The sequence below is a fragment of the Stenotrophomonas sp. NLF4-10 genome, from assembly GCF_022359915.1.
Classification (GTDB): Bacteria; Pseudomonadota; Gammaproteobacteria; order Xanthomonadales; family Xanthomonadaceae; genus Stenotrophomonas; species Stenotrophomonas daejeonensis.
In genome coordinates this window covers 1,377,727-1,403,109 of record NZ_JAKSEE010000003.1, presented here as the reverse complement: position 1 = coordinate 1,403,109, position 25,383 = coordinate 1,377,727, and the positions used below count along the sequence as shown (strand labels likewise).

The window sequence follows — 25,383 nt, the reverse complement described above, 5'->3', positions numbered from 1 at the left end:
CCTCAGCCGGCCCTGGCCTGCCGCGGCAGGTTGTCGTGGATGATGCGGCCGATCGCCGCGTCGGCGTCATGCAGCTGCTTGGCGTAGACGTCGGTGTCGAACACGTTGCCCGCGGCCGGCTTGGCCGGCAGCACCTCGCCGTTCTGGTCGCGCAGGCTCACCTCGGCTTTCATCGACAGGCCGATGCGCAGCGGGTGTTCGCCCAGCTGCTTTTCGTCGATGGCGATGCGCACCGGCACGCGCTGCACGATCTTGATCCAGTTGCCGCTGGCGTTCTGCGCCGGCAGCAGCGAGAACGCCGAGCCGGTGCCCAGCCCGAGGCTGGCGATGCGGCCCTTGTACTTCACCTCGCCGCCATACAGGTCCGAGCGCAGCTCCACTTCCTGGCCCAGGCGCATGTGTCGCAGCTGGGTTTCCTTGAAGTTGGCCTCGACCCACATCTGCTCGGTCGGCACCACCGCCATCAGCGGGGTGCCCGGCTGCACGCGCTGGCCCACCTGCACCGAGCGCCGCGCGACGAAGCCGGCGACCGGCGCGACGATGCCGGCGCGGGCGTTGTTGAGCCATGCCTGGCGCAGCTGCGCGGCGGCGGCCTGCACGTCCGGCTGGGTCGCCACCACGGTGTCGTCGACCAGCGCGCGGCTGCGCTCGAAGGTCTCGCGCGAACCGGCGACAGCGGCTTCGGCCGCGGCCAGTTCGTCGCGGGCGTGGGCCAATTCCTCGTTGGAGATCGCCCCGGTGGCGGCCAGGTCCTTGCGCCGGGCGAAGTCGTCGCGGGCGCGCTTCAGGCTGACCTGGCGCGCGTTCAACTCGGCCTGCGCACCCTCGACGCTGCGGTACAGGCCACGCACCTGGCGCACGGTGCGGGCGAGGTTGGCTTCGGCCTGCTGCAGCGCCACTTCAGTATCGGCCGGGTCGAGCTGCACCAGCAGCTGGCCCTGCTCCACGCGCATGCCGTCGTCGGCGGCGATGGCGACCACGGTGCCGGCCACCTGCGGGGTGATCTGCACCTGGTTGCCCTGCACGTAGGCGTCGTCGGTTTCCTCGAACCAGCGGCCGAAGGCGAAATACCACAGTGCGAATGCCGCCAGCAGCAGCACGACGATGGCCAGCAGCCCGCGCAGCAGGCGGCCACGACGGCTGGGCGCGGCGGGGGCTTGGGGAGTTGCGGAGGTCTGAGTCATGGGAGAACTCTCAGGAATGCGGTGATACGGAGGAATGGGAAAGGCGCGCGTCGGCATCCGGCTCGAAGCCGCCGCCCAGTGCCTGGCTCAGCCTTGCCGCGGCCAGCAGGCGCTGGGCGTGCAGTGTGGCCTGCAGCTGTTGCGCGGCCAGCAGCTGCGCCTGTGCGCCGAGCACGTCGAGGTAGTTGCCGATGCCGGCGCGGTAGCGCTGGCTGGCCAGGTCGAAGGCCGCGCCGGCGGTCTCCACCGCCTGCTGCTGCGACTGCACCTGCTGCTCCAGCGAGCGCACCGCGTTGACCTGGTCGGCCACCTCGTGCAGCGCATCGACCACGACCTGGTTGTAGCCGGCCACGGCCAGGTCGTACTGCGCGTCGGCGCCGGCCAGGTTGGCGCGCAGGCGGCCGCCGTCGAAAATCGGCAGGCTCAGCGCCGGGCCGAGGTAGGCGAAGGTGGAGCTGCTCTTGAGCAGGTCGCCGACGCCGGGGGCGACCACGCCGGCCAGCGCGGTGAGGTTGAAGCTGGGATAAAAGCGGGTTTCGGCCACCTTGACCTGCTTACCGGCCGCTTCCACCCGCCAGCGCGCGGCCACCACGTCCGGGCGCCGGCCCAGCAATTCGCTGGGCAGCACGCCGGGCAGTTGCAGCGCGGCGGCGTCCAGCGCCTGCGGGCGCTCGATGCGCAGGCCACGGTCCGGTCCCTGCCCGAGCAGCGCGGCCAGCGCGGTACGGGCTGCGTCTATCTGCTGCTGCGCCGCCTGCAGCTGCTGCTGCGCGGCGGGGATGCGGGCTTCGGCCTGGCGCACCTGCAATTCGCTGTCGATGCCGGCGGCACGGCGCTGGCGCACCAGTTGCAGCGTCTTCTGCGCACGTTCCAGTTCCTGCTCGGCAACGTCGTTGGACTGCCAGGCACGGTCGAGCTCGACATAGGCGCGGACGACGCCGGCCGACAGGTTCAGGCGCGCGGCCTGGGCATCGACGGCGGCGGCATGCACGCCATCCACGGCCGCTTCCCAACTGGCGCGCTTGCCGCCCCACAGGTCGAAGCCGTAGCTGAAATCGAACGCCACCTGGCCGCTGCCCATGTAGTGGCCGCCCATCTCGTCGCCGACCATCGACTCGGGCAGGCGTACGCCGGTATAGCCACCGGACACGGACAGGCTCGGCAGGCGGTCGGCATGGGCGATGCCGGCCTGCGCCTGTGCCTGGCGCAGGCGCGCGTCGGCCGCGTCCAGGCTCGGGTGGCCGGCCAGCGCCTCGGCGACGAGCGCATCGAGTTGCGGGTCGCCGAAACCGCGCCACCAGTCGCTGGCCGGGAAACCGGCCACGGCCAGGTCGCTGGTGGCCAAGGTGCGTTCGCTGTGCAGGGCATCGGCATCGAGCAGCCGGCCCTGCGGTTGCAGGCCGCCGCTGCTGGCGCAGGCGGCCAGCGCCAACGCCAGCGCCGACGGCAGCAACGACCGGGCACGGCGCGGCAGGGTATGGAGCGGGAAAGTGGTCATGGGGGTGTCAGGGAGTCGCGGATCCGGGTAAGGAGGGACATCAGCAGGGCGCGCTCTTCGGGGCTCAGGTCGCGCATGGCGTAATCCATCACCGCGTCGCCGCGCTTCTTCAGCCGCGCGCACAGCTCGCTGCCCTGCTCGGTCAGCACGATCTGCAGGGCGCGCCGGTCCTGCGCATGCGGCTCGCGGCGGACACACCCGAGGGATTCGAGCTTGTCCAGCAGCCGGGTTACCGCGCTGGGCACCTGGTCCAGTGCCTGCGCCAGTTCGTTGGCGGTGCACGGGGCCATGTGCGCCAGCGTTTTCAGGCCGACGAAATGGGTGAAGCCGATGCCGAGGTTTTCCTCGACCAGCGACAGGTCGAGCTGGCGCGCGAGGTTGTCGCGCACCTGCCGCAGCAGCAGGCCGAAGCTGGGGGGATTGGCGGAGGCGCAGATCATGGGCGCGCATTTTCATTCCGAAAGGAATATTTCTCAACGGAAATATTTCACCCGGCATCAAATGCTGTGTTGCACCAATGGATCGATCCCCGACCTCCACCAAACGCCTGCGGCTTGGCATCCCCGGGCGCATGCGGATAATCAACCGTTTGCGGGGGCGGCGGCCGTCGCCTCCCCCAGCCACAGGTAACAGCCCCGCATGACCGAACTCGTACGCACCACCTTCCACGGCTACGAACAGCAGCCGTTGCGCGAATACGCCGAACGCGCCTACCTCGACTACTCCATGTACGTGGTGCTGGACCGCGCCCTGCCCTTCCTCGGCGACGGCCTCAAGCCGGTGCAGCGGCGCATCATCTATGCGATGAGCGAGCTGGGCCTGAACGCGGCGGCCAAGCCTAAGAAGTCCGCGCGCACCGTGGGCGACGTGATCGGCAAATACCACCCGCACGGTGACAGCGCCTGCTACGAAGCGCTGGTGCTGATGGCGCAGCCGTTCTCCTACCGCTACCCGCTGATCGACGGCCAGGGCAACTTCGGCTCCAGCGACGACCCCAAGTCGTTCGCGGCCATGCGCTACACCGAGTCCAAGCTGACCCCGATCGCCGAGGTGCTGCTGGGCGAACTGGGCCAGGGCACCACCGACTGGGCGCCGAACTTCGACGGCACGCTGGAAGAGCCGAGCTGGCTGCCGGCGCGGCTGCCGCACCTGCTGCTCAACGGCACCACCGGCATCGCCGTGGGCATGGCCACCGACGTGCCGCCGCACAACCTCAATGAAATCGTCAGCGCGCTGGTGCGGCTGATCGACGATCCCGCGGCCGGCGTCGCCGAGCTGTGCGAGCACGTGAAGGGGCCGGACTACCCGACCACCGCCGAGATCATCACCCCGGCCGCCGACCTGCGCACGATGTACGAAACCGGCTACGGCAGCGTGCGCGCCCGCGCCACCTTCGCCCGCGAGGGCAGCAACATCGTCATCACCGCGCTGCCGCACCAGGTGTCGCCGTCCAAGGTGATCGAGCAGATCGCCCAGCAGATGCGCGCCAAGAAGCTGCCGTGGCTGGAGGACATCCGCGACGAATCCGACCACGCCAACCCGGTGCGGGTGGTGCTGATCCCGCGCTCGAACCGCGTGGATGCCGAACAGCTGATGGGCCACCTGTTCGCCACCACCGACCTGGAAAAGAGCTACCGGGTCAACCTCAACGTCATCGGCCTGGACGGCCGCCCGCAGGTCAAGAACCTCAAGCAGCTGTTGAGCGAATGGCTGCGCTTCCGCCAGGACACCGTCACCCGCCGCCTCAACCACCGCCTGCAGAAGGTCGAGCGCCGCCTGCACCTGTTGGAAGGCCTGCTGGTGGCCTTCCTCAACCTGGACGAGGTGATCCGCATCATCCGCACCGAGGATGATGCCAAGGGCGCGCTGATCGCCCGTTTCGCATTGAGCGAGGACCAGGCCGACTACATCCTCGAAACCAAGCTGAAGCAGTTGGCGCGGCTGGAGGAAATGAAGATCCGCGGCGAGCAGGACGAGCTGGCCGCCGAGCGCGAGGAGATCCTGTCCATCCTCGGCAGCGCGGCGAAGCTGAAGAAGCTGGTCAAGGACGAGCTGCTGGCCGATGCGAAGAAGTTCGGCGACGAGCGCCGCTCGCCGCTGGTGCAGCGCAGTGCCGCCCATGCCATCGACGAAACCGAGCTGGTCGCCAGCGAACCGGTCACCGTGGTGCTGTCGGAAAAGGGCTGGGTGCGCGCGGCCAAGGGCCACGACGTCGATGCCGCCGGCCTGTCCTACCGCGAGGGTGATGGCCTGCTGGCGGCGGTGCGCGGCCGCAGCACCCAGCAGGTGGCCTTCCTCGACAACACCGGCCGCGCCTATTCCACCCCGGCGCATACCCTGCCCTCGGCGCGCGGCAACGGCGAACCACTGACCGGCCGCTTCTCGCCGGCCGCCGGCAGCGCCTTCGTCACCCTGGCCAGCGGCGACAACGACACCCGCTTCGTGCTGGCCTCCAGCCACGGCTACGGCTTCGTCACCCGCTTCGAGAACCTCACCGGCCGCAACAAGGCCGGCAAGGCGATGCTGAACCTCTCGACGGGCGCGGCGGTGCTGCAACCGGCGGTGGTGGCCAGCACCGAAAGCGACCGCATCGTCGCGGTCACCAGCGCCGGCAACATGCTCGCCATCCCGGCCAGCGAAGTGCCCGAGCTGGACAAGGGCAAAGGCAACAAGATCATCGAGATTCCGAAAGCCAAGCTCGCCACCGAGCGCGTGGTGGCGGTGGTCGCGGTATCGCCCGGCAACACCCTGCAGGTCCGCAGCGGCCAGCGCACCATGAACCTGTCGTTCAAGGAACTGGATGCCTACATGGGCGCGCGGGCCAGCCGCGGGCATCTGTTGCCGCGTGGGTGGCAGAAGGTGGAAGGGCTGGACGTCCAATAACCCACTTCACCGGCGCGCGGCGGCGCGGCCGGCATTGTCGTCACCATGCGCATGCATGGCGCGGCAGAAGGTGGAAGGGCTGGACGTCCAATAACCCACTTCACCGGCGCGCGGCGGCGCGGCCGGCATTGTCGTCACCATGCGCATGCGTGGCGCGGCAGAAGGCGGAAGGGCTGGACGTTCAATAGACAGGGCACCGGTAAGGCCTCATGCGGGGCAAGCCCCGCATCTACAACTCGCCGTAGGTGCCGGGCTTGCCCGGCACGGGCTTTCCCGGGAAAGCGCCATCGCGCACCAAGGTGCGCTCCTACAATGGCGCTCCCTGCACACCGCGAGTTCCCCATGCAACCCGACTTCTGGCTGCAACGCTGGCAACAAGGACAGATCGGCTTCCACCGTGGCGAAGTGATGCCGCTGCTGGAAAAGCACTGGCCGGCACTGCAACTGCCCGCCGCCGGCAAGGTGTTGGTGGCGCTGTGCGGCAAGACGCTGGACATGCACTGGCTGGCCGCGCGGGGCCACCGCGTGCTCGGCGTGGAGCTGTCGCCGCTGGCGGTGGAGCAGTTCTTCGCCGAAGCCGGGCTAACGCCCGAGCGCCATGCCAGCGGCAATGGCGAGCACTTCACCGCCGGCCCGATCGAGATCATCCGTGGCGACGCCTTCGCGCTCGACGACGCGCTGCTGGCCGACGTCGCCGCCGTCTACGACCGCGCCGCGCTGATCGCGCTGCCGCCGGAACTGCGCCGGCGCTACCGCGACACGGTGTACGCGCGGCTGCCGGCCGCCTGCCAGGCGCTGGTCATCACCCTCGAATACCCGCAGGCGGAAAAATCCGGCCCACCGTTTTCGGTGGACCAAGGCGAAATGCAGGCGTTGTTCGCCGCAGCTTGGCAACTGGAACTTCGGGAGCGGCGCGACATCCTCGCCCAGGAACCGCGCTTCCGCGAAGAAGGCGTGAGCGCGCTGTCGACCGCCGTGTACCGCCTGCGGCGCCCGTGAACCTGTAGGAGCGACGCGAGTCGCGACCGGGGCTTTCCCGGGAAAGCTCCGGTCGCGACTCGCGTCGCTCCTGCATACGCACGCCGAAGGCCGGGAATCCCCGGCCTTCGGCGTTTGCAAGTGTCGGCTGGCTGGCGCGGAGGCTGGCTGGCGACGCAACCCTCTGCTCAGTGCGCGGCGCCGCCCTTGGCGTCGAGCTTGCTGGCCTGGTACAGCTCCAGGCCGATGCGCTTGATCAAACCCAGCTGCTGCTCCAGCCACCAGGCGTGGTCTTCCTCGGTATCGCGCAACTGCGCCAGCAGGATGTCGCGGCTGACGTAGTCGCCATGCTCCTCGCACAGCTTGATGCCGGCGGCGAGGTTGGCACGCACCTGGTACTCGACCTGCAGGTCCTTCTCCAGCATCTCCACCACGGTCCTGCCCGGCTCGAAGACATGCGGGCGCATGTCCGGGTCGCCGCCCAGGAACAGGATGCGGCGCAGCAGCGCGTCGGCGTGCTGGGTTTCCTCCTCCATCTCGTGGCCGATGCGCTCGTACAGCGCGTGCAGCCCCTGGTCCTCGTAGCGGCGGGAGTGGATGAAGTACTGGTCGCGCGCGGCCAGTTCGCCGCGCAGCAACTCCTTCAGGTATTCGATGACGTCGGGCTGGCCCTGCATGGGGAGGCTCCTGCTGGTTCGTGATGGCGCATAGCGTGCCCTATCCGGCGCGGCGATGATCTAATCGGAATCAGTTTCAGTTGCGCTCTCCCTCCCCGGCCGCCGACGCCCCCTACAATCGCCGGCGGACCATCACGGGGAGACACCCATGTCGCGTTGGCTGCTGCGTCTGTCGGGAATGCTGCTGATGCTGTTGCTGCTCGCACTGGGCACGCTGTGGCTGCTGTTGCGCGGCAGCCTGCCGCAGCTGCAGGGCGAGCTGGCCCTGCCCGGCCTCGACGCGCCGGTTTCCATCGCGCGCGACGGCAACGGCATGGTGACGGTGGAGGCGGCCAGCGAACGCGACATGGCCCGCGCACTGGGCTACGTGCACGCGCAGGAACGCTACTTCGAGATGGACCTGATGCGCCGCGCCGCCGCCGGCGAGCTGGCCGAGCTGTTCGGTCCGGCCGCCCTGCCGCTGGACCGCCGCATGCGCGTGCATCGCCTGCGCGCCCGCACCCACGCCAACCTCGATGCCGCGCTGGGCGGCAAGCGCGCGGTGCTGGAAGCCTACCGCGACGGCGTCAACGCCGGCCTCGACGCACTTAAGGTGCGCCCGTGGCCCTACCTGCTGCTGCGCCAGCAGCCACGCCACTGGGAACTGGACGACTCGGTACTGGCCGGGCTGGCGATGTACGCCGACCTGCAGGACCCGGCCAACACCCGCGAACTGGCGCTGGCGCGCATCCGCGAGGTGGCGCCGCCAGCACTGTACGCGCTGCTCGTCCACGACGGCAGCCAGTGGGACGCGCCACTGTTCGGGCAGCCACGCGGCGATGCGGACCTGCCCGACGCCACCGCGCTGGACCTGCGCATAGCGGAAAAGCAACCGGGCATTTCCACGATGGCGGCACCCCTCACTCCACCATCCGCTCCGCGGATGGTCCCCCTCTCTCCCGAAGGGGAGAGAGGCATCGGCTGGCCGCCGGTGGCGGCCGATTCATTTCCGGGCAGCAACAACTTCGCCGTCGGCGGCGCACTGACCGCAGACGGCCGCGCCATCGTCGCCGACGACATGCACCTGGCCCTGCGCGCGCCCAACATCTGGTTCCGCGCGCGCCTGCGCTACGCCGATGCCGGCGCGCCGGGCGGCAAGGTCGACGTGGCCGGCTTCACCTTGCCCGGCCTGCCTGCGGTGATCGTCGGCAGCAACACCCACGTCGCCTGGGGCTTCACCAACAGCTACATCGACACCACCGATTTCAAGCGCATCGACGCCGCCGATGCGGCCAGCCTGCGTACCTTCGACGAAACCATCGCCGTGGCCGGCGCGCCGGCCGAAACCCTGGCCGTGCGCGAAAGCGACTGGGGCCCGGTGCTGCACGAAAACGCCGACGGCAGCCTGCTGGCGCTGCGCTGGGTGGCGCAGCTGCCCGGTGCGGTGCGGCTGGATTTCGCCGACATGGCCACCGCCGCCGACCTCGACGACGCACTGGCGGTGGCCGACCGCTCCGGCATCCCCGCGCAGAACCTGATGCTGGCCGACAGCCACGGACGCATCGCCTGGCGCCTGATCGGTGCGCGCCCGGACCGCGGCGAAGGCTGCGCCACCGGCGCCATCGCCGATCGCCATTGCGCGCCTTGGGCGATCCGCAGCGACGATGCGCCGAGCCTGATCGACCCGCCCGACCACCGCCTGTGGACCGCCAACACCCGCGTGCTAGATGGCGACGCGCTGGCCGTGGCCGGCGACGGCGGCTACGACCTAGGCGCCCGCGCCCGGCAGATCCGCGAGGGGTTGTTCGCACGCGAACGCTTCGACGAACGCGACCTGCTGGCGATCCAGCTCGACGACCGCGCGGTGCTGATGGAACGCTGGTGGAAGCTGCTGCGCGCCGCCGTCGAACACAGCGACGACCCGGCCCTGCAACGGCTGGAGGTCGCCAGCCGCCACTGGGACGACCATGCCGCGGTGGATTCGACCAGCTACCGCATCGCCCGCGGCTTCCGCGGCATCACTCTGGATACCCTGCAGGCCGGCCTGCTCGCGCCGGCCCGGCAGGAACTGGGCGGGGACTGGATCGAACCCAACCTGCCGCAGTTGGAGGGCATCGCCTGGCCGCTGCTGCAACAACGGCCGCCGCACCTGCTGCCATCGCCGTTCGTGAGCTGGGACGAGCTGCTCGCGCACAGCGCCCGGGAACTGGAAACCGACCTCGCCGCACAAGGCACCGACCTCGCCGCCCGCACGTGGGGCGAGCGCAATACCGCTGCCATCTGCCACCCGGTATCGCGCGCGTTGCCGGCGCTGTTCAAGCGCTGGCTGTGCATGCCGGCGCAGGCCCTGCCCGGCGACGGCAACATGCCGCGCGTGCAGGGCCCGTCCTTCGGCGCCTCCGAACGCATGGTGGTATCGCCCGGCCACGAAGCCGATGGCATCGTGCACATGCCCGGCGGCCAGAGCGGGCACCCGCTGTCGCCCTACTGGGGCGCCGGCCACGACGACTGGGCGCAGGGCCGGCCGACACCGTTCCTGCCGGGGGCGGCCCGGTACACGCTGAAGCTGGAACCCGCGGCCGTCCGCTGACGCGCCTCTCCTTGTCCGCCGGCGGCCGCGCCCGTCGCGTCCGTCGCGCCCGCAACCCGGTGGTCGGCAAGCAGCACACGGGCATCGTTCGAATCTCCCCTCCAGCCAATGTAGTAACATATCCACAACTAGCCATCGGGAGCCACCATGACCACTACGCTCTCCAGCCGTGAACTCAATCAGGATCTGGGCCGCGCCAAGAAAGCCGCGCTGGACGGGCCGGTGGTCATCACCGACCGCGGCAGGCCGGCGCACGTCCTGCTCAGCTATGCCGACTACCAGCGCCTGACCGACAAGCCGCGCACGTTGCTGCAAGCCCTGGACATGCCCGGAATGGGCAGCACGGAAGGCATCGCATTCGACCCGCCCGGACTGCGCTTGGGCCTGCGCATTCCCGATTTCGACGACTGAGCCAGGCCACCCCGTGTACCTGCTCGATACCAACGTCATCTCCGAGTCGTACAAAGCGCTGCGTGGCCGTGCCGACCCCAGCGTGGCGGCATGGCTGGCGGACGTGGCGCTGGCCCATTGCGCCATTTCCAGCCTGACGCTGATGGAACTGGAAATCGGCGTGCTGCGCATGCAACGGCGCGATGCCGCGCAAGGCGCCCTGCTGCGGGCATGGCTGGAGCAGCGCGTGATCCCGGAATTCAGCGGCCGCGTGCTGGCAGTGGATGCAGGCGTGGCCTTGCGTTGCGCGCGCCTGCACGTGCCCGACCCGGCCTCGGAACGCGATGCGCTGCTCGCCGCCACCGCGCTGGTGCATGGCCTGACCGTGGTGACGCGCAACGTGGCGGATTTCGCCGCCACCGGCGTGCCGCTGTTCAACCCTTGGCGGCGCTGGGCCGTGCAGGAAAATCGTGGGCGCTACATCGCCGCGCCCTGAGCATGGGCATCACCGGAAAACCGCTGCACGGCGCATGCACTCACTCCGGCAGCCGGCGCTTTCGCAAGAGCGATGCGACACGAATGCCGGCCCCGGCCGCTGGTTTCACTCCAGGCGCACCGTCCACTCCACTTCCAGCAGGTGCTTCGGGCCATACAGGCGGGCGACCTGCACCCACGTCGCCGCCGGGTAACGCGCATCGGCGAAGAAGGTCTTGCGCTCCGGGATCGCCGCGATCAGCGCGTCCATGTCGGTGGTGTAGAGGGTTTCCTTCACCACCTGGCTGCTGTCGGCGCCGAAGCGCCGCAGGATGCCGGTCAGTTCGCGATAGCAGGCCTGCACCGCCGCCTGCATGTCCGCACCTTCGCAGGCGATGCCGGAGACATGCAGGATATCGCCGTCGCGGACCACGCCCGCATAGCCGATGTCCGCCTCCCAGCTACCCAACGAATGCCGTTCCAGCGGTGCTTCATCGGCGGCAAGCGCCGGGGCGGACAACAGGCCAAGCAACAACAATGGATGCATGCGCATCGAAGCTCCCGTATGTGCGAAGGGGTGCCACGGCCCGCCGCGCAGCCGGCCGTGGCGTGTCGTTCAACCGGCCAGCGCCTGCTCATGCACGCCGGCCACGGCGCGGCCCGACGGGTCGGCCATCGTCGCGAAGCTGGCATCCCATGCAATCGCCGCCGGCGAGGAGCAGGCGATCGACTTGCCGCCCGGCACCGTCTCGGCCGCCGCCGGGGTCGGATAGAACTGCTCGAACAGGCTGCGGTAGTAATACGCTTCCTTGGTCTGCGGCGAGTTCACCGGGAAACGCTTGTCGGCGGCGGCCAGCTCGCGGTCGCTGACCTGCGCGTCGGCATGCGCCTTCAAGCCGTCGATCCAGCCGTAGCCGACGCCGTCGCTGAACTGCTCCTTCTGCCGCCACAGGATCTGTTCCGGCAAGTAGCCGTCGAATGCCTCGCGCAGCACGCCCTTCTCCATCCGCTGCGGGCCGGCATCGCCCTTGCGCACCATCTTGTGCTGCGCGTCCATGCGCATCGCCACGTCGAGGAACTCGCGGTCGAGGAACGGCACCCGCGGTTCCACGCCCCAGGCCATCATCGACTTGTTGGCGCGCAGGCAGTCGTAGTTGTTCAGCGCGTCGAGCTTGCGCACCAGTTCCTCGTGGAACTCGCGCGCGTTCGGCGCCTTGTGGAAGTACAGGTAGCCGCCGAAGATCTCGTCGCTGCCCTCGCCGGACAGCACCATCTTCACCCCCATCGCCTTGATCCGCCGCGCCAGCAGGAACATCGGCGTGGACGCGCGGATCGTCGTCACGTCATAGGTTTCGATGTGGCGGATCACCTCCGGCAGCGCGTCCAGCCCTTCCTCGAAGGTGTATTCGAAGCCGTGGTGCACGGTGCCGAGCATGTCGGCGGCAATCTGCGCGGCGGCCAGGTCGGGCGAACCCTTCAGGCCGATGGCGAAGGAATGCAGGCGCGGCCACCACGCCTCGCTCCTGTCGCCGTCCTCGATGCGGTGGCGGGCGTAGCGCGCGGCCACCGCGGCGACCAGCGAGGAATCCAGCCCGCCGGACAGCAGCACGCCATACGGCACGTCGGTCATCAGCTGGCGGTGCACCGCGGCCTCGAACGCTTCGCGCAGTTCCTGCGGCGACACCTGCACGCCCTGCACCGCATCGTAGTCGCGCCACGGGCGCTCGTAGTACTTGCTCAATTGGCCGGTGGCGGTGTCGTACCAGTGGCCGGGCGGGAACTGCGCCACGTCGGCGCAGGTGTCGGCCAGCGACTTCATCTCCGAGGCCACGCACAACCGCCCCTGCTTGTCGTGGCCCCAGTACAGCGGCACCACGCCGATCGGGTCGCGGGCGATGATCGCGCGGCCGCTGGCCTTGTCCCACAGCGCGAAGGCGAAGATGCCGTTGAGGCGGTTCAGAAAGCTGGCCGGCGTGTCTTGGCGATACAGCGCGTTGATGACCTCGCAGTCCGAGCCGGTCTGGAACGCATAGGGCTGCTTCAGCTCGGCCTTCAGTTCGCGGTGGTTGTAGATCTCGCCGTTCACCGCCAGCGCCAGTTCGCCGTCCTCGGACAGCAGCGGCTGCGAACCGCCGGCCGGATCGACGATGGCCAAGCGTTCGTGGACGAGGATGGTGCGCTCGTCGAGGTAGACGCCGCTCCAGTCCGGGCCGCGATGGCGCTGCCGCTGCGATTGCTCAAGTGCCTGGCGGCGCAGTGCCTGCGGGTCGTCACCGGGTTGCAGGCCGAAGATGCCGAAGATGGAACACATGGGGGAAGCTCCTGGGTTGTGGGGGCAAGCGTTGCAGGCGAGGATCGGCAACAAAAAAACCCGCATCGGCCGATGCGGGTTTTCTGGTCACTGGGCGTATGGTGCTCTGGCTCAGTCGCAGACCCGCATCGGCCGCGCGCGATTGTTCGCAATCGCGTTGTTGCGATTGTTCGACAGGTTCGCGTGGGTGCGGGCGTCGCGGATCATGGGGCCGACGATAGCGTGGGGTCCGGTGGCGGCGCAACAGTTTCAGCGGCAATCACGCCGGCCTGCGCGACGCTGGCGAAATCCGCCTCGCCGGCGCATTCGACGCGGTTGCGGCCGGCATGCTTGGCCCGGTACAGCGCCAGGTCGGCGCAGTGCACCAGTTGCGCGGGGTCGCCACCGGCGGCCGGTATCCGCACCGCCACGCCGAGGCTGATGCTGCCGGGCATCCCGGCCTCGGCCATGGCCCGCGCGGCGCGTTGCCGTACCTGTTCGGCCCGCTGCAATGCGTCCTCGCGGCCGACCCCCGGCAGGATCAGCACGAACTCCTCGCCGCCGTAGCGCACGGCCAGTTCGTCCACGCCCGACACCTCGTCGGCAAGCGCGGCAGCCACCCGGCGCAGTTGCATGTCGCCGGCCTGGTGGCCGTGGTTGTCGTTGAAGTCCTTGAAGTGGTCGACGTCGGCCATCACCACCGCCAGCGGCTCGCCGCGCTCGCCGCAGCGCTGCCAGCCGCGTTGCAGCGCGCGCTCCATCGCGTGGCGGTTGGCGATGCCGGTCAGGCCATCGACGACGGCCAGTTCGGTGAGCCGGCGGTTGGCCGCTTCCAGCTCGCCGGTGCGCTCGGCGATGCGGCGTTCCAGTTCACGGGTGCGCGCATTGACGCCACGGTTGCGCAGGTGCACCGCCAGCACCACCAGCAACAGGCCGGCCACCCAGAACAGGGCCTGCACCACCCCGCGTTCGTACCAGAACGGCTCCACCCGCAGCCGGTACAGCAGTGGTTCGGCCTGGCGGCCGCCGCGGATTCGGGCCTGCAGTTCGAAGCGATAGTCGCCCGGCGGCAGCAGCCGGTAGCCCAGCTCGCGGTTCGCCCCCCACGGCGACCACGCCTCGTTGTAGCCCTGCATGCGGTAACGGAACTCGACCTCCGGTTCCATCGTCCCCAGCCCGAAGCGCAGCGCCAAACCGGAACCGGGTGGCAGCACCTGCACCTGCGCCGATTGCAGCGGCAGCAGCGCATCGTCCCGGTCCGGTTGCCGCAGGCGGATCTGGTCCAGGCGCGCCTGCAACGGCGCCGGCGACGGGTTGCCGATGTCGGGATCGAACTGCAGCAGGCTGTCCCAGGCCACCAGCCGCAGGCGGCCATCGTCCTGCAACCCCAGCCCGGCGAAGCCCGGCACCCGGCTGTTGCTGACCTGCTGCAGGTGGAAGGCGCTTTCGCCCTGCCGCCGCCACCACAGTTGGCGCGTGGTCCAGACGAAGCTGCCGAGCGCGGTCGTCGCCGCCTCCAGTTCCCACGGCCGCCCCAGGCCCGGCAGCACCGGGAGCGACGCGGGCACGAAGTACCCGCTGGCGAGCTTGCGCACGTCGTCACCGGTTATCGCGTACACGGCTTCGTCGATGCGGACCAGATGGGTGCCCTGCCCATTGTCGGCAAGCGGCGCCTGCTCCACGTCGAAATGCTGCTGGTCGCGCAGTTGCCCGGTCCGTGGGTCAAGGCGCCAGCGATGCACGCCGCCGCGTTCATCGCCCACCCAGAACTCGCCGGGTGCGACCTGTGCGATGCCGCTGATGGCGCCGACACGGATGGGCCAGCGGGCGGCCAGCTGCCAGCGGCCGTCGCGCTGCGCCAGCCATCGCACCTCGCTGCCGCCCAGCGCCAGCATGCGTTCCGGGTCGAACGCCGAGGGCAGCAGCCGCAGCGTGCCGCTGCCCATCCGCGGGCCGACCAACCGCCGCGGCGATTTCGTACCGGGGTCGAGCACCATCAGCCCGAGCCGGTCGCCGACCAGCAGGCCGGCCGCGGTTCCCTGCAACGCGAACACCTCCAGCTTCGTGTCCACCCACGGCTGCGGCAGGAAGCGCGGCACGCCGCCCGTCACCGGCCCGGCGCGCCACAGGCCCAATGCCCCCACCCACAGGCTGCCGTCGTACCACGCGCTGTCGTGGAGCTGGTTGAACAGGCCGTGCCGTTGGTCGTACACGGTCCACGGCGAGGGCAGGCGCAACCGGGTCAGCCCGGATTCGCCCACCGTCCACAGGCCGCCGTCGCGGTCCAGGCCGAAGCCGTCCAGGTTGCCGCGGGCCGGCACGAAGCTGTCGAGCAGGCGCAGTTCGGGCGAGAAGCGCATCAGCGTGCCGTCGTAGCTGCCGAAGGCGAAGCCGCCATCGGGCAGGCGGATGCTGCTGTACGGCACGTGCGCGGCGAAGGCCGCGTCCGCGTCGCCGGGCAGCTTGCGCACGCCCCCGGCATCGCCGAAATGGAAGCCGTCATTGGCCGCATACAGCAGCCCATCCTCCCATTCCCACAAGCCGGAGAGGCGCAGGCCGTCGAGCGCCGCGGTGCCCGGCAGCGGCACCGGGCCGGTCGCATCGAGGCGGCACACGCCGGTGCCGGCGATGCGCACGTAAAGCTCGCCGCCGGCCACGAACAGCAGTTGCGCGGCGCCCGCGGGCAGCGGCTGGCGCGTGCCGCCGCCATCGCGCCGCAGCAGGTACAGCATGCGCCCGTCGTTCGCCACGACCCCGCGCGCCGTTTCCAGCAGCCCGTAGAAATCCACCGGCGGCAGCGGCTTGCCGTCGTCGCCGGTGAACTCCGGCAGCAGGTCGATGAAGCGCAGGTCGCCGTCGGGTTCGCGCCGCAGTTCGCCCAGCGTGCCGCTGCCGCCCACGTAGACCCGGCCATCGGACGTGGCCAGCACCGTATAGGTCGCCGCCCGGTGCGGCAGCTCGAACAGTTCCCACAGGCCACTGTGGAACACCATCACGCCTTCGCTGCTGCCGGCATACAGCGTGCCCTGCGCATCGACCGCGATGTCCGAATAGAACGGCGCGGCCGGCAGGTCGCCGGCGCCGAAATGGCGCATCAGCGGCAGGCCGTGCATCGCCGCCGCGGCCTGCGCCGCCTGCAGCAGCAGCCACAACCCGCAGGCGGCCAGCACCCGCGGCCAGCGGGGCCGTCCTGTCTTCATCCCGGTTGCGTCTCGGCGAAGCGTGGCAATCCGGGTGGGCATGGGTCAGGCCAGCAGGTTCCCGATCAGTTGCCGGTAAAGATCGGGCAAAGCCCGCAATTCGTCCACCCGCACGTTTTCGTCGACCTGGTGGATGCTGGCGTTGACCGGCCCGACCTCGATGCACTGCGCGCCCAACGGGGCGATGAAGCGCGCGTCGGAGGTGCCGCCGCCGGTGCTTTCCTGCGGCGGCGCGCCGGCGAACCTGGCCAGCACCTCGCGGGCGACGCTGCGCAGGCGGCCTTCGGGCGTGTAGAACGGCTCGCCGCTGCGGTGCCAGTGCAGCTCGAAGTCGAGCGCGTGGCGGTCGAGCAGCGCGGTGATCTCCGCTTCCAGCCGCGCCGCATCCCAGTGCGGGTTGTAGCGCAGGTTGAACATCACCTGCAGTTCGCCGGGAATGACGTTGCTGGCGCCGGTGCCGGCGGCGATGTTGGAGATCTGCAGGCTGGTCGGCGGGAAGCTCTCGTAGCCGTCGTCCCAGTGCCGCGCGGCCAACTCGGCCAGCGCCGGCGCCGCCAGATGGATCGGGTTGCGCGCCTTCTCCGGGTAGGCGACGTGGCCCTGCACGCCCTTGACCCGCAGCTTCGCCGACAGGCTGCCACGGCGGCCGACGCGCAGCAGGTCGCCGAGCTTCGCGGTCGAGGACGGCTCGCCGGTGATGCACCAGTCGATGCGCTGGCCACGTTCGCGGAAAATCTGCGCGACGTGGCGCACGCCGTCGATGGCGTCGCCCTCTTCGTCGCTGGTCAACAGCACCGCCAGCGTGCCGGGATGGTCGGGATGGGCGGCGACGAACTGCTCGGCGGCGACCACGAACGCGGCCACGCTGCCCTTCATGTCGGCCGCGCCACGGCCGTACAGCACGCCGTCGCGCACCTCGGGCCTGAACGGATCGCTGGCCCACGCATCGAGCGGGCCGCTCGGCACCACGTCGGTATGGCCCAGCAGCACCAGCACCGGCGCGCCGCTGCCGTGCGTGGCCCAGAGGTTGTCCACCTCGCCCAGGCGCAGGTGTTCGCAGGCGAAGCCGGCCGCCTGCAGGCGGCCGGCGAGCAGTTGCTGGCAGCCTGCATCCTCCGGCGTCACCGAAGGGCGGGAGATCAGTTCGCAGGTCAATTCGACCACGTCGTTCATTCAATCCTTCTCCTGCAGGAGCGCACCTTGGTGCGCGAGGGGCTTTACCGGCAAGGCCCCATCGCGCACCAAGGTGCGCTCCTACGCGCCGTCATGCGATGCCGAAACGCTGCTTGAAGCCATTGTCGGAAAAGCCCTGCGTCACCTGCCCGTCGTCGGTGACCACCACCGGCCGTCGCACCAGCTGCGGGTATTCGCGCAGCAACAGCTTCCACTCGGCCTCGGAGCCCGGCGCCCTGCGGCTGTCCGGCAGCTGCCGCCAGGTGGTGGACGATTTGTTGACCAGCGCGTCGAAGCCGCCGACCTTGCCGGCCCATTCCACCAGCGTCTCCGGGGCGGGCTTGTTGTCGCGGTAGTCGACGAAGGCGTGGGCCACGCCGAAACGGTCCAGCCACTTGGTGGCCTTCTTGCAGGTGTCGCAGTTCTTGAGTCCGTAAATCGTCGTCGTCATCGTCGTGGTCATGTCGTCAGTGCTTCACTACCGGCAGTTCGATGTAGCTGGCCGCATCGGCCGAATGGTGGACGGCGTTGTCGGCCACCACCGGCGCATCCTCGCTCTCGTTCGCGCCGCCGGTGTTGAGGTTGCGCGCGAACTTGGGAAAGTTGGAGCTGGTCACCTCGACGCGGATGCGATGGCCCTTGCCGAACTGGATCGAGGTGGTGATCGGGGTCGGCTTCAGTGCGTACACCTGCCCCGACTGCATCGGCGCCGGCGTGGCGTAGCCGTCGCGGTAGCGCGCGCGCAGCATGGTGTCGCCGATGATCCAGGCGGTGCCGTCCGGCGCCACGTCCACCAGCTTGAGCGCGAAGTCGGTGTCCTTCGCGCTGGAGGACACCTGCAACACCGCATCGACGAAACCGGACACTTCCAGCGGCTGCTCCAGCGGCTCGCTGGTATAGACCAGCACGTCGTGGCGCGCCTCGATCGGGCGCTGGTCGAAGGCACCGGCGGTCACCAGCCCGCCATTGCAGCAGTCGCCGCCGCCGATGGTCTGCACCGGGTTGGTCGGGTCGTAGCGATAGGCGTCCTGCGGCTCGCCGGCCGCCGGGGCCTCGAAGCTCAGCCGCCCGTCGCCGTACATCGAGTTGGCGTTGCCGCCCGAGCGCAGGTACATGCGCACCGGCGTGGCCGCCTTGGGCGGCCACTGCACGTCGGACTGCCAGCGGTTGGCACCCATCGTGAAATAGCGCACGTGCGGGGTGGAGGCCGGGAACGCCTTGGGCTGGCCCTTCAGCCAGCGGTCGAAGAATGCCCAGATCTGCTCGCCCACCGGGAAGCTGGCATCGCCCATGTCGCGGTCGCCGACCTTGTAGTCCTTGCCCAGTTGCCAGAACTGGCAGTGCGGGTTGGGGCCGATCACCACGTACTGGTTGGCGCTGGCCTCGGGGTCGGAGTTCACCGTACGCGCATGGTTGAACAGCGCCATGTTCGGGCCGATCGACACGTCGTACCAGCTGTTGAACCACAGCGCCGGCACGCCCCAGCCCATCGAGTCGTGGTACAGCCCGCCCTGCTCCCAGAACGGGTCGGCCGGGCCGCGCCCGATCATCGATTCGAACGTGCCCGGCGGCTCGCCCAGCGAGGACAGCAACTGCGCATACGGCAGGTGCCGGATATGCTTCTGCCAGTCCACCCTGGGCTTGCTCGCGTCCAGGTCGTTGTACTGCGCCACGCGCGCGCGCATCGGCCCGGACAGGTCCTGCGGCAGCTCGGCGCGCAGGGGGTTGTCCACGCCGTACATCCACACTGCGAACAAAGTACGCGGCACGCCGCCGGTGTAGAAATTGCCCTGCTCGCGGAACGGGCCGACCTTGCCGATGCCGGCGCCGGCCGCCATCGGCACCATCGCCGCGTGCGCCGGGTGGTTCATCGCCGCCAGCGCCAGCTGCCATTCGGCCGAGGACGAGCAGCCCACGGTGCCGACCTTGCCGTTGGACCACGGCTGCTCGGCGATCCAGCTCAGCGCGTCGTAGCCGTCGGTCTGCGGGTAGCCGAGGATCTGGTACTTGCCCTGGCTGAAATAGCGGCCGCGCTCGTTCTGCACGATGAAGGCGTAGCCGTGGCGCACCGCCTCGATCGCCAGCCGCGCGGTGGTGCCGCGCGGGGTGTGCTCGTTGTACGGGGTTTTCCACAGCACCGTCGGCAGCGGGCCGGTCGCGCCCTTGGGCCGCCAGATGTTGGTGGACAGGCCGACGCCGTCGCGCATCGGCACCAGCACCGCGCTCTCGACGTCGGCGATGCCCGCAAGCTCGGCGCGCAACCCGTCTTCGCTGTAGCGGCCGAGGTCCTGCGCGGAAGCGCCGGCGGCCAATGCCAGCGCCGTGCCGAGCAGGAGGGTGGGCAGCCTGGTGGCCACGGTGCGTGCCTTCATCGCGTTCTCCCCGGTTTGATGTGGTGGAACCTGCCTCAGTCTGCCAGCCCGCGCAGCAGGTCGTTGACGCTGGTCTTGCCGCGGGTGCGCGCATCGACCTGCTTGACGATCACCGCACAATACAGCGAATGCGTGCCGTCCTTGCTCGGCAGCGAGCCGGACACCACCACGCTGTACGGCGGGATGTAGCCATAGGTCACCTCGCCGGTGGCGCGGTTGTAGATGCGGGTGCTCTGGCTGAGGAACACGCCCATGCCGATCACGCTGTGATGGCCGACGATGACGCCTTCCACCACCTCCGAGCGCGCGCCGATGAAGCAGTGGTCCTCGATGATGGTCGGGCTGGCCTGCAATGGCTCCAGCACACCACCGATGCCAGCGCCACCGGACAGGTGGCAATGCTTGCCGACCTGCGCGCACGAACCCACCGTGGCCCAGGTATCGACCATCGTGCCCTCGCCCACGTGCGCGCCGATGTTGGTGAAGCTCGGCATCAGCACCACGTCCTTGCCGAAGTGCGTGCCGCGGCGGGCGATGGCACCGGGCACCACGCGCACGCCGCTCTGGCGGAAGCGGGTTTCGTCGTAGCCGGCGAAGCGCGATTCCACCTTGTCCCAGAACGGCGCCGGGCGCGCGTCCACCACCGCCATGTCGTTGACGCGGAAATACAGCAGCACCGCCTTCTTCAGCCATTCGTTGACCTTCCAGCCGCCGTTGCCGTCCGGCTCGGCGACGCGGAATTCGCCGCTTTCCAGGCCGTCGATGGCGCGGTTGACCAGCAGCCGGGTGGAGCCTTCGATCTCGTCCACGGTCAGCATGGCGCGGCGCTCGAACGCGCTCTCGATGCCGAACTGCAGCTCGGCCACGCCCGCAGCCGGCGGCTTGCGCAGGCTGCGCGGGCCAACCGCCACCGGCTTCTTCGGCTTGCCGACGGCGGCGGATTTCTTCGCTGCGGCGGCCGGCTTGGCGACCTTCTTTACAGCAGGCTTGGGAGTGGCGGCCTTGGTTGCGGCCTTCTTCGGCTTGGTTGCCATCAGCGGGGGTCTCCTGGCGTTTTCTCGGGCTCCAGGCAGGCCAGCAATGCGATGCGCAAGGCCTGCCGGGAGGATTCGGTAAGCGGTTGGTCGTGGCGGTCGGTGAGCCGGAACTGGTCCTCGGCGCGCTCGCCGAACGTGGCGATGCGCGCATCCTGCACGCGCAGGCGCTGGTCGCGCAGCACGTGGGCGACGTCGGCCAGCAGGCCGGGGCGGTCCGGCGCGACCAGGTTCAGCACGGTGCGGCCGTGGTCGGCGCCGTCGATGAACTCGATGCGCGGCGCGAAGCGGAAGTGCCTGAGCTGCCGCGGCATCACCCGCCGCGCCGGCCGCAGGATCTGGATGTTGCCGGCCAGCGCCTTGCGCAGCAGCGCTTCCAGCCGCGCGGCGTCGCCATCGGCGAAGCTGCCGGCCGGGGTCACCTCGAAGGTGTCGAAGATGGTGGCGTCGGGGCCGTCGAGCACCCGCGCGCGGTGGATGCCGTAGCCGGCGCGGTCCAGGGTCATCACGATCGCCGCGAACAGGCCGTCGCGGTCGGGCGAATGCACGAACACTTCCAGCGCATCGCTCTCCGGCGCGATCCGCCGCACCTTGGCCAGCGTGCCGCCCTTGCGCACGTCCATCAGCGAGGAGGCCTGCCACACCAGCTGTTCGGGGCGGAAGCGCACGAAGCTCTCGTCGGGCATCGCCGCGAACTGGCGCTCGATAACCCCGTCGTCATGGCCGAGCAGGCGCATCTGCATGCGCACGTTGTCGCGCGCCTCCTGCACCCGCTCGGCCTCCGGCAGCGCGAACTCGGCCCCCTCCTGCAGCGCGCGGCGGGTGGCGAAGTACAGGTCGGCCAGCAGCCGGTCCTTCCACGCGTTCCACAGCTTCGGGCTGGTGCCGGCGATGTCGGCGCAGGTCAACAGGTACAGGTAGTCGAGGCGCTCGCGCGTGCCCACCAGCGCGGCGAAGCGCTGGATCACCTCCGGGTCGGTGATGTCCTGCTTCTGTGCGGTCACCGACATGCGCAGGTGCTGCTCCACCAGCCATGCCACCAGCGTGGTGTCGGCCGTGCTCAGCCCGTGCGCGCTGCAGAATTCACGGGCATCCACCGCGCCGAGCTCGGAATGGTCGCCGCCGCGGCCCTTGGCGATGTCGTGGAACAGCCCGGCCAGCAGCAGCAGTTCCGGCTTGCGCAGCCGCGGCCACACTTCATGGGCGATGGAGAAGCGCTCGTCGGCGCGCGCACTGGCGAAGATGCCGATGTTCCGCAGCACCATCAGCGTGTGCTGGTCCACGGTGTAGACATGGAACAGGTCGAACTGCATGCGCCCGGACACCTGCGCGAACGCCGGGATCCACTGCCCCAGCACGCCCAGCCGCGCCATGCGCGCCAGCGTGTCCACCGCGCGCGGGCCGCGCAGCAGGGCGATGAACTGCCCGCGCACCGCCTCACCCACCTCGGTATAGGCGGGAATCTCGTCCAGCATCTCGGCCAGGCCGCGTGCGGTCAGCGAATGCAGACCGCGCACTTCCGGCGTGCGTGCCCAGCAGGCGAACAGCGCGAACAGGCGGCGGACGTCGCCATGCGGCCACAACGGGTCGTCGGCGGACAGGTAGCCACGGCGCAGCGAGAAACCATCGCCGACCGGCTCGGGCACCGCTTCGCCGTCGAACTGCTCCTCGAAGCGCTGCAGCAAGCGGTCGCTGATGCGGCGGATCACCGCGGCGCTGCGGTAGAAGCCCTGCATCATCTTTTCTACGCCCAGGCTTTCGGCGTCGTCGGCGTAGCCCATGCGCTCGGCCAGCGCCTTCTGGTAGTCGAAGCGCAGGCGTTCCTCGGCGCGCTGCGCGACCAGGTGCAGGCCGAAGCGCAGCCGCGCCAGCACCAGCCGCTCGCGCTTGAGCGCGGCCGCCTCGTCCAGGCCGAGGTGGCCCAGCCCGGCCAGCGCGTCGATGTTGCCGACGCCGAAGGTGCGCAGCGCCATCCAGCCCAGCGTGTTGAGGTCGCGCAGGCCGCCGGGGCCGTCCTTGATGTCCGGCTCCAGGTTGTCGGCGGTGTCGCCGAAGCGCTGGTGGCGTTGCAGCAGTTCCTCGCGCTTGGCGAGGAAGTAGTCGCGCGCCGGCCAGATCAACGTCGGCGACACCGCCCGCGCCAGCCCCTGCACGGCAGCCTCGCCGGCGCACAGCGGCCGCGCCTCGATCAGCGCGGTCAGCACGGTCTGGTCGGCGGCGGCCTGCGCGCATTGCGCGGCCGAGCGCACCGCATGGCTGGCCGGCAGGCCGGCGTCCCACAGCAGTGCGAACAGGCGCGCCAGCGCAGGTTCGTGCGCCTGCTGCACCGCCGGTTCGCCCAGCACCAGCAGGTCGATGTCCGAGCGTGGAAACAGCTCGCCGCGGCCATAGCCACCCACCGCGAACAGGGCCAGGCCGGCATCGGCCGGCAGGCAGCGTTGCCATGCCTGGCCGATCAGTTGATCGGCGCAGCGCGCGCGCAGCGCCAGCAGGCGCTCGATGTTGTCGCCCTGCTCGAAGCGCCGGCACAGCCGCGCATCGGCATGGGCCAGTTCCTGCCGCGCCTGCGCGGCCCACCCGGCATCGGCCGCGGGATCGGCCGGCGTGTCCGCTTCGTGCTCGAACGGGCCCGCCGGCAGTCGCGTCATGCCTGCGCGGAGCGTGCTTGTTCGGCTTCGGCCGGCGACAGCGTCAGCACTTCGACGCCGTCCTCGGTCACCGCGATCATGTGCTCCCACTGCGCCGAGAGCTTGCGGTCCTTGGTGACCACGGTCCAGCCGTCGGGCAGCACCTTGGTGTGGCGGGTGCCTTCGTTGATCATCGGCTCGATGGTGAAGGTCATGCCCGGCTTCAGCACCAGGCCCTGCCCCGGGCGGCCGTAATGCAGCACCTGCGGCTCGTCGTGGTAGACCTTGCCGATGCCGTGGCCGCAATACTCGCGCACCACGCTGAAACGCTCGGATTCGGCGTATTCCTGGATCGCGTGGCCGACGTCGCCCAGCGTCGCGCCCGGCTTGACCGCGCGGATGCCGCGCCACATCGCTTCCTTGGTGGTTTCCACCAGGCGCCTGGCCATCACCGACGGCGTGCCGACGTAGTACATGCGGCTGGTGTCGCCGTGCCAGCCGTCCTTGATGACGGTCACGTCGATGTTGACGATGTCGCCGTCCTTGAGCACCTTGGCCTCGCTGGGGATGCCGTGGCAGATGACGTTGTTGACCGAGGTGCATACGGTCTTGGGGAAGCCGCGATAACCGACGTTGGCCGGGATCGCGCCCTGCACGTTGACGATGTGGTCGTGGCAGATGCGGTCCAGTTCCTCGGTGGTGACACCGGGGCGGACGTGTTCGCCGACGAGGTCCAGCACCTCCGCGGCCAGCCGGCCGGCGATGCGCATCTTGGCGATTTCTTCGGGGGTTTTCAGGTTCACGCTCATGCCCTCCATTATCACCCAAGTGGCCCTGCCCCGGTACGGCGGCCGGGCACGCCCCGGCCATCGCGGCCGGTCGATTTGCACGCGGCCCCGGCCCCGCCTATAATCCCGCGGCTTCGCAGCCGGCCTTGCGGCCTGCGCGTACCGCCCACGCCGGGCGTCACCGGTGAATCCACACCCTTCGCCCCCATCCGTGCCGGGGTGCCTCGCTTGCGGGGTTCGGCCACGGAGGCGTCGGGGAAGCCCAACCCCGGAACCCACCGCTTCAGTGCGGACCGCCCAATTCCACGGCGGCCGGTTCCCTGTCAGGAGTTCTGCAATGCCCCAGATCACCATGCGCCAGATGCTGGAAGCCGGCGTCCACTTCGGCCACCAGACCCGCTACTGGAACCCCAAGATGGCGCCGTACATCTTCGGCGCCCGCGGCAAGATCCACATCATCAACCTGGAAAAGACCGTCCCGCTGTTCAACGACGCGATGAACTTCATCTCGTCCGTTGCCCAGAAGCGCGGCACAATCCTGTTCCTGGGCACCAAGCGCAGCGCGCGCGAGTCCATCAAGGAAGAAGCCGAGCGTTGCGGCATGCCGTTCATGAACCAGCGTTGGCTGGGCGGCACCCTGACCAACTTCGCCACGGTGAAGAAGTCGGTGGCGCGCCTGAAGGAACTGGAAGCCGGCGAGACCGACGGCACCTTCGACAAGCTGGTCAAGCACGAAGTGCTGGGCCTGCGCCGCGAGCGCGACAAGCTGGAAGCCTCGCTGGGCGGCATCAAGGACATGAACCGCCTGCCGGACGCGATCTTCGTCATCGACATCGGCCATGAAGACATTGCCATCAAGGAAGCCCGCAAGCTCGGCATCCCGGTGATCGCCGTGGTCGACACCAACTACAACCCGGACCTGGTGGACTACGCCATCCCGGGCAACGACGACGCCATCCGCGCCGTGCAGCTGTACGCCCGCGCCGCCGCCGACGCCGTGCTGGAAGGCAAGGCCGCCGCGCCGAACGCCGCCTCGGTGCGCGAGGAAGAGTTCGCCGAAGGCGCCGCCGAGGAAGCCAAGCCGGCCCGCCGCGCTCCGGCCAAGAAGGGCGCCAGGAAGGGCGACGAGGCTTCGGCCTGACCCACCCGGGCGGGCGCCCCAGCGCGCCCGCCGTCCCTGCAGCCGCGCCCGACGGCGCCTGACAGGGCCACGTAACAACGGCCGGCAACCATTGCCGGCCTGCCC

Annotated in this window: 19 protein-coding genes; 6 read left to right on the top strand and 13 right to left on the bottom strand. The window is 69.8% G+C overall.

Features of this window, described 5'->3' with window-relative positions; translation table 11 throughout:
- Positions 1–2 precede the first annotated feature (2 nt).
- From MIC98_RS06645 to MIC98_RS06635, 3 genes are read right to left on the bottom strand one after another with little or no spacing between them, the layout of a single operon-like run.
- Entirely contained in the window at positions 3–1,184 is a 1,182-nt protein-coding gene (locus MIC98_RS06645; RefSeq protein WP_057641657.1) for an HlyD family efflux transporter periplasmic adaptor subunit, read from the bottom strand.
- Positions 1,185–1,194: 10 nt separating this feature from the next.
- Positions 1,195–2,682 carry an efflux transporter outer membrane subunit gene (locus tag MIC98_RS06640; RefSeq protein ID WP_239736574.1) on the bottom strand — a complete coding sequence of 496 codons (1,488 nt, stop codon included), beginning with the start codon at positions 2,680–2,682 and terminating at the stop codon, positions 1,195–1,197.
- Complete coding sequence (locus tag MIC98_RS06635) at positions 2,679–3,122, bottom strand: MarR family transcriptional regulator (RefSeq protein ID WP_239736573.1); 444 nt, start codon at positions 3,120–3,122, stop codon at positions 2,679–2,681. The genes MIC98_RS06640 and MIC98_RS06635 overlap by 4 nt, the downstream gene beginning before the upstream one ends.
- A 199-nt stretch (positions 3,123–3,321) precedes the next feature.
- Here MIC98_RS06635 and parC point away from each other — a divergent pair, with 199 nt between their 5' ends.
- On the top strand, positions 3,322–5,565 hold the full coding sequence (parC, locus tag MIC98_RS06630; RefSeq protein ID WP_239736572.1) for a DNA topoisomerase IV subunit A: 2,244 nt from the start codon (positions 3,322–3,324) through the stop codon (positions 5,563–5,565).
- 342 nt (positions 5,566–5,907) lie between these two features.
- Complete coding sequence (locus tag MIC98_RS06625; protein WP_239736571.1) at positions 5,908–6,564, top strand: thiopurine S-methyltransferase; 657 nt, start codon at positions 5,908–5,910, stop codon at positions 6,562–6,564.
- Between the two features lie 167 nt (positions 6,565–6,731).
- Here MIC98_RS06625 and bfr read toward each other — a convergent pair whose 3' ends face one another.
- Positions 6,732–7,220: a bacterioferritin gene (bfr, locus tag MIC98_RS06620; protein WP_239736570.1), complete on the bottom strand. Its 489-nt coding sequence runs from the start codon at positions 7,218–7,220 to the stop codon at positions 6,732–6,734.
- 148 nt (positions 7,221–7,368) lie between these two features.
- On the opposite strand from bfr, the gene MIC98_RS06615 reads away from it, so the two are divergent.
- The 3 genes from MIC98_RS06615 (at position 7,369) to MIC98_RS06605 (ending at position 10,675) form a co-directional block, all read left to right on the top strand.
- Positions 7,369–9,789, top strand: a complete 2,421-nt coding sequence (locus MIC98_RS06615; protein WP_239736569.1) for a penicillin acylase family protein — start codon at positions 7,369–7,371, stop codon at positions 9,787–9,789.
- Positions 9,790–9,936: 147 nt separating this feature from the next.
- On the top strand, positions 9,937–10,200 hold the full coding sequence (locus MIC98_RS06610) for a type II toxin-antitoxin system Phd/YefM family antitoxin (protein ID WP_057640017.1): 264 nt from the start codon (positions 9,937–9,939) through the stop codon (positions 10,198–10,200).
- Between the two features lie 13 nt (positions 10,201–10,213).
- Positions 10,214–10,675, top strand: a complete 462-nt coding sequence (locus MIC98_RS06605; protein WP_057640018.1) for a type II toxin-antitoxin system VapC family toxin — start codon at positions 10,214–10,216, stop codon at positions 10,673–10,675.
- Positions 10,676–10,780: 105 nt separating this feature from the next.
- Here the strand turns inward: MIC98_RS06605 and MIC98_RS06600 are convergent, their stop codons facing one another.
- The 9 genes from MIC98_RS06600 to map form a co-directional block, all read right to left on the bottom strand.
- Positions 10,781–11,206: a Rid family hydrolase gene (locus MIC98_RS06600; RefSeq protein ID WP_239736568.1), complete on the bottom strand. Its 426-nt coding sequence runs from the start codon at positions 11,204–11,206 to the stop codon at positions 10,781–10,783.
- Positions 11,207–11,269: 63 nt separating this feature from the next.
- Entirely contained in the window at positions 11,270–12,964 is a 1,695-nt protein-coding gene (gene asnB, locus MIC98_RS06595) for an asparagine synthase B (protein WP_239736567.1), read from the bottom strand.
- A 203-nt stretch (positions 12,965–13,167) separates the two neighbouring features.
- Positions 13,168–16,143: a GGDEF domain-containing protein gene (locus MIC98_RS06590; protein ID WP_239736566.1), complete on the bottom strand. Its 2,976-nt coding sequence runs from the start codon at positions 16,141–16,143 to the stop codon at positions 13,168–13,170.
- Positions 16,144–16,188: 45 nt separating this feature from the next.
- Positions 16,189–17,316, bottom strand: a complete 1,128-nt coding sequence (dapE, locus tag MIC98_RS06585) for a succinyl-diaminopimelate desuccinylase (protein ID WP_239736565.1) — start codon at positions 17,314–17,316, stop codon at positions 16,189–16,191.
- A gap of 91 nt (positions 17,317–17,407) precedes the next feature.
- Complete coding sequence (locus MIC98_RS06580; RefSeq protein WP_239736564.1) at positions 17,408–17,767, bottom strand: Spx/MgsR family RNA polymerase-binding regulatory protein; 360 nt, start codon at positions 17,765–17,767, stop codon at positions 17,408–17,410.
- A gap of 16 nt (positions 17,768–17,783) precedes the next feature.
- On the bottom strand, positions 17,784–19,688 hold the full coding sequence (locus MIC98_RS06575; RefSeq protein ID WP_239736563.1) for a CocE/NonD family hydrolase: 1,905 nt from the start codon (positions 19,686–19,688) through the stop codon (positions 17,784–17,786).
- 35 nt (positions 19,689–19,723) lie between these two features.
- Complete coding sequence (dapD, locus tag MIC98_RS06570) at positions 19,724–20,722, bottom strand: 2,3,4,5-tetrahydropyridine-2,6-dicarboxylate N-succinyltransferase (RefSeq protein ID WP_239736562.1); 999 nt, start codon at positions 20,720–20,722, stop codon at positions 19,724–19,726.
- Positions 20,722–23,370 (bottom strand): [protein-PII] uridylyltransferase, encoded by a 2,649-nt coding sequence (locus tag MIC98_RS06565; protein ID WP_239736561.1) that lies wholly within the window; start codon positions 23,368–23,370, stop codon positions 20,722–20,724. Before MIC98_RS06565 ends, dapD begins: the two co-directional genes overlap by 1 nt.
- The gene (gene map / locus MIC98_RS06560; RefSeq protein ID WP_239736560.1) at positions 23,367–24,158 is read right to left on the bottom strand and encodes a type I methionyl aminopeptidase; all 792 of its coding nucleotides are present in this window, start codon (positions 24,156–24,158) and stop codon (positions 23,367–23,369) included. Before map ends, MIC98_RS06565 begins: the two co-directional genes overlap by 4 nt.
- 316 nt (positions 24,159–24,474) lie before the next feature.
- Here map and rpsB point away from each other — a divergent pair, with 316 nt between their 5' ends.
- Positions 24,475–25,278, top strand: a complete 804-nt coding sequence (gene rpsB, locus MIC98_RS06555; RefSeq protein ID WP_057640028.1) for a 30S ribosomal protein S2 — start codon at positions 24,475–24,477, stop codon at positions 25,276–25,278.
- Positions 25,279–25,383: the final 105 nt, after the last annotated feature.